This window comes from Vibrio sp. V43_P6S15P86, from assembly GCF_009904725.1.
GTDB classification, from domain to species: Bacteria; Pseudomonadota; Gammaproteobacteria; order Enterobacterales; family Vibrionaceae; genus Vibrio; species Vibrio diabolicus.
On sequence record NZ_WXWT01000017.1, the window covers coordinates 1 to 5,126 of the forward strand.

At 43.5% G+C, this 5,126-nt stretch carries 1 protein-coding gene; it reads left to right on the forward strand.

What is annotated here, in order from left to right:
- Positions 1–184 precede the first annotated feature (184 nt).
- The gene (locus CAG69_RS01085; RefSeq protein WP_161442296.1) at positions 185–5,026 is read left to right on the forward strand and encodes an NAD-glutamate dehydrogenase; all 4,842 of its coding nucleotides are present in this window, start codon (positions 185–187) and stop codon (positions 5,024–5,026) included.
- The last annotated feature ends 100 nt before the right edge of the window (positions 5,027–5,126 follow it).

A 5,126-nucleotide genomic window follows, 5' to 3' on the forward strand; every position in this document is an offset into this window, starting at 1 on the left:
GAGTTAAATAGGAATCTTAGTCACAGAATCGGACATTTCACCTCTTACCACCACGATTAGTTGTTAAACATTTGTAATTATGCTTTTACAATGGGCACATGCATTACCTATGCTTAGTTTCTAAGGTAACAACCTAGCTACTAAGTCCCCCTACAAAACAACAATTCTAATGTGGAGTGTGAATATGACCGCGCGTGAAAATGTAGTGCCGGTTCTGCTTGAAAAAGTTTACCAACTGATTCAAGACAAACTCGAGCTTTCTCACCAAACGCTTGTAACTAAACTTGCTCAACACTTATTCAGTAACATTGCTGATGATGACCTGATTCAGCGAAACGAATCCGATCTTTATGGTGCTGTCGTCAGCCTTTGGCACCATATCAATGAAAAAAAACCAGAAGAGATTTCGGTTCGAGTATTTAACCCGACCGTAAGTCGTCAAGGCTGGCAATCCACACACACAATCGTAGAAATTGTTGTTCCAGATAGTCCATTCTTAGTGGACTCAGTCAAAATGGCTTTAGCACGTTTGGATCTTGTTTGTCACCTAATGTTGAATAACCCAACACAGATTCAGCGTGATAAAAAAGGCCAAGTTACAGACGTAAACGGTGAGGGTGGTGTTCTTCAATCACTTTTCCACATAGAGGTAGACCGCCTTACTAGTAAAGAAGAGATGCAAGCGCTTAAAGAAGAGCTGTTAAAAATTCTATCTGACACTCGTTTAGTCGTTGATGACTGGAAGCAAATGGTTGATAAGCTTAAGCTTGTGACTGATGAACTTGAGAAAAATAAAGATCGTGTTTCTATCCAAACGGATCGTATGGACGAAACGATCGCATTTCTTCGTTGGCTAGAAGATCATAACTTTACCTTTATGGGTTACAAAGATTATGACTTAGAAGAAGTCAATGGTGATACCGAGCTTGTTCCTGCTAAAGAAAAAGGACTTGGTCTATTTGCTGATGACAAGCGTGTGCGTAGCGTCAAGCTATCTGAGCTTTCAGATTCAGCGCGGTTAGAAGCGAAAAAGCCATACGCTCTGATCATCACAAAAGGTAACAAAGCATCTCGTATTCACCGTCCAGCTTATACTGATTACATCGGTATTAAGAAGTTTGATGAAAACGGTAAAGTAATAGGTGAGCATCGCTTTACTGGTCTATATACCTCTGCCGTGTACAACCAAGCGGTACAAAGCATCCCTCTGATCCGTGAAAAAGTAGACCGTATCCTTGAAGCGAGCGGATACCGTCACGGATCGTATTCATACAAAGCATTGCACAATATCTTAGAAAACTACCCACGCGATGAACTACTCCAAGCAAATGAAGAAGAGTTGCTTGAGGTGGGTATGGGTGTTGTACAAATGCAAGATCGTGACCTACTGCGTTTATTTGTTCGTAAGGACCCATTTGGTCGTTTCTTTAGCTGCATGGTTTATGTCACTAAAGATCGTTACAACACAGAGTTACGTCGTCAAACTCAACGCATTCTTAAGCAGTACTTCGGTTGCGAGCAAGAAGTTGAATTTACAACGTTCTTCTCAGAAAGCCCACTAGCGAGAACACATTACATTGTTCGTGTAGACAATAACAACATTGACGTAGACGTGAAAAAGATCGAGCAAAACCTAATGGAAGTTTCTACCTCTTGGGATGACAGACTAAAAGAATCCATCATTGCTAACTTTGGTGAAAGCAAAGGCCTTCCTCTTTCAAAAGAATACATGAGTGCGTTCCCTCGCTCATATAAAGAGGACATGATGCCAGGTTCTGCGGTTGCAGATATTGAACGCTTAGAAGCGTTAAGTGATGATAATAAACTTGGCATGTTGTTCTACCGACCTCAAGAAGAGGGTGCGGATTCAAAAGCTGTTCGCTTGAAATTATACCATCGCGATGAGCCAATCCATCTTTCTGACGTAATGCCAATGCTTGAAAACCTTGGCTTGCGAGTGATCGGTGAATCACCGTATGAGATCGAGAAAAACAACGGACAGACATTCTGGATCCTTGATTTCTCTATGCTGCATAAGAGCGAGAAAACAGTTGATCTTCGTGAGGCTCGTGATCGTTTCCAACAAGCATTTGCCGCAATTTGGGCAGGCAACCTTGAAAGTGATGGTTTTAACCGATTGGTACTAGGTGCGTCGCTATCTGGGCGTGAGATTTCCATTCTTCGTGCTTATGCTCGATACATGCGCCAAGTCGGTTTCCCATTCAGTCAACAATACATCGAAGACACGCTAAGCCACTACCCAGACTTAGCAACAGGTCTAGTCAAGCTGTTCACCAAGCGATTCGATCCGAAACACAAAGGCAGTGAAAAAGGCCAAAACGATCTGATTAAAAAGCTAACAGAGCAGTTGGATCGTGTAGAGAGCTTGGATGATGATCGTATTATTCGTCGTTACATCGACATGATCATGGCGACACTTCGTACTAACTACTATCAATTAGACGAAAGCAAGCAACCTAAGCCTTGGTTATCTTTGAAAATGAAACCGAGCGATATTCCAGAGATTCCGCAGCCTGTACCAGCGTTCGAGATCTTTGTGTACGCACCAGATATTGAGGGTGTTCACCTTCGTGGCGGAAAAGTGGCTCGTGGTGGTTTACGTTGGTCAGACCGTCAAGAAGATTTCCGTACAGAGATTCTTGGTCTCGTAAAAGCTCAGCAAGTTAAGAACACCGTTATCGTACCTGTGGGTGCAAAAGGCGGCTTTGTTTGTAAACGCCAGCCATCTCTCACAACCCGTGATGAGATCTTTGCTGAAGGCCAACGTTGTTACAAACGATTTATTCGTGCGCTACTTGATGTATCGGATAACATCATTGAAGGTGAAGTTGTGCCACCACAGAACGTTGTGCGCCATGACGAAGATGACCCATACCTAGTAGTGGCGGCAGATAAAGGCACAGCAACATTCTCAGACCTAGCGAACTCTGTTTCTGCAGAGTACAACTTCTGGTTAGGTGACGCATTCGCTTCAGGTGGTTCTAATGGTTACGACCACAAAGCGATGGGTATCACTGCAAAAGGTGGTTGGGAATCAGTTAAGCGTCACTTCCGTGAAATGGGCATCAACTGTCAGACCACTGATTTTACCGCAATCGGTGTAGGTGATATGGCAGGTGACGTGTTCGGTAACGGTATGCTGTTATCGAAGCACATTCGATTGCAAGCTGCCTTTAACCACATGCACATCTTTATTGACCCAAATCCAGATTCAACCACCAGCTGGGAAGAGCGTAACCGCTTGTTTAATTTACCAAGATCAAGCTGGGAAGATTACAATAAAGATTTGATCTCTCAAGGTGGTGGTATCTTCTCTCGTCGATCAAAATCGATCCAACTAACGCCAGAAATTCAGAAAATGTTAGGGACTAAGAAAGCATCTTTAGCGCCTAACGATCTGATTCAGATGATCTTGAAAATGAAAGTCGATCTGCTTTGGAATGGTGGTATCGGCACTTACGTTAAAGCATCGACAGAAACTCATACGGATGTTGGTGACCGTGCTAACGACATGCTGCGCATTGACGGCCGTGACTTAAGAGCCAAAGTAGTTGGCGAAGGCGGTAACTTGGGTATGACTCAGCTTGGTCGTATTGAATACGCACTAACTGGTGGTCGAGTGAACACAGACTTCGTTGATAACGTGGGTGGCGTTGACTGTTCGGATAATGAAGTCAACATCAAGATCTTCCTTAATGGACTGGTTTCAAATGGCGATCTTACGGTTAAGCAACGTAACCAAATTCTAGAGTCTATGGAAGACGAAGTGGGTGAAATTGTCTTAGATGATGCTTACCGTCAGTCGGAGTCGATCTCCGTGACTGAGCAGCAAGGTGTTGGCATTGTTAAGGAACAAATTCGATTCATCCATACCATGGAAAAAGCAGGGTACTTGGATCGTGCTCTCGAATACATCCCTGATGATGAAACGCTAATCGAGCGTGAAAAACAGGGACTAGGTCTGACTCGCCCTGAGCTATCAGTGTTAGTTGCCTACGGTAAAATGGTACTTAAACAGCAACTTGTTACGGATGAAATCGCGAATGATGAATTCCATGCGAAACAGCTTGTTGAATATTTCCCAAGTGCGTTACGACGTAACTATAAAGATCAAATGGTGAATCACCCACTACGAGCTGAAATTATCGCTACAGCATTGGCTAACCAGATGGTTAATGAAATGGGCTGTAATTTCGTCACTCGTTTGCAAGAAGAAACCGGTGCAAGTGTTGTCGATATTGCTAACGCATACAGTGCGGCTCGTGAAATTTTCGATCTAGAAGCAATTCTTAAGCAGACTCGTGAACTCGATAATATCGCCACAGCTCAAGCTCAGTACGAAATCATGTTTTATGTTCGTCGAGCACTACGTCGAATTGCACGTTGGTTGCTTCGCAACCGCAGTGGTAAATGCACAGTTGGTGAGCTGATTGCTATCTACAAGCAAGATGTCAATGTTATCACTGAAACCTTAGACACTATGCTGGTTGAGTCTGAAGTAGAAGAACACAATGAACTTGCTCAAGGGTGGATTGAGAAAGGGGTAGAAGAGAAACTTGCACATCAAGTCGCTCGTTTATCCAGCTTACAATCTGCACTGGATATCTCATCAGTGGCGAGTGAAACAGGTAAAACGGTTGAGCAAGCATCGAAGCTCTACTTTAACTTGGGTGACCGTTTATCGTTACACTGGTTCTTGAAGCAAATTAACAGCCAAGCCGTTGATAATAACTGGCAGGCACTAGCAAGAGCTGCATTCCGAGAAGATCTGGACTGGCAACAACGTCAACTTACGGCTCAGGTATTAAATTGCGGCTGTGCAACGGAAGAGCTAGACGTGATGAAAGCGTTAGAAGATTGGATGGAAACTAACGAGCAATCACTGCACCGTTGGGAAAGCATCTTGAATGAGTTCAAAGTTGGCTCTGTCCACGAATTTGCTAAGTTTTCTGTAGCACTTCGAGAATTAGTACTCTTGAATCTCAACTGTTCGTCGAAAGAGTAGATGAGTTAGTCAAATTGTAAGTAAAAGCCTCGTTATTTAGCGAGGCTTTTTTGTTGCTCATCGTTTCTATTATGGCGCCGATTGAGTTACAGCGTAACGG

What these genes read in the sequence shown, in the direction of transcription:
- CAG69_RS01085 (WP_161442296.1), top strand. Translation starts at nt 185, where the DNA reads ATGACCGCGCGTGAAAATGTAGTGCCGGTTCTGCTTGAAAAAGTTTAC.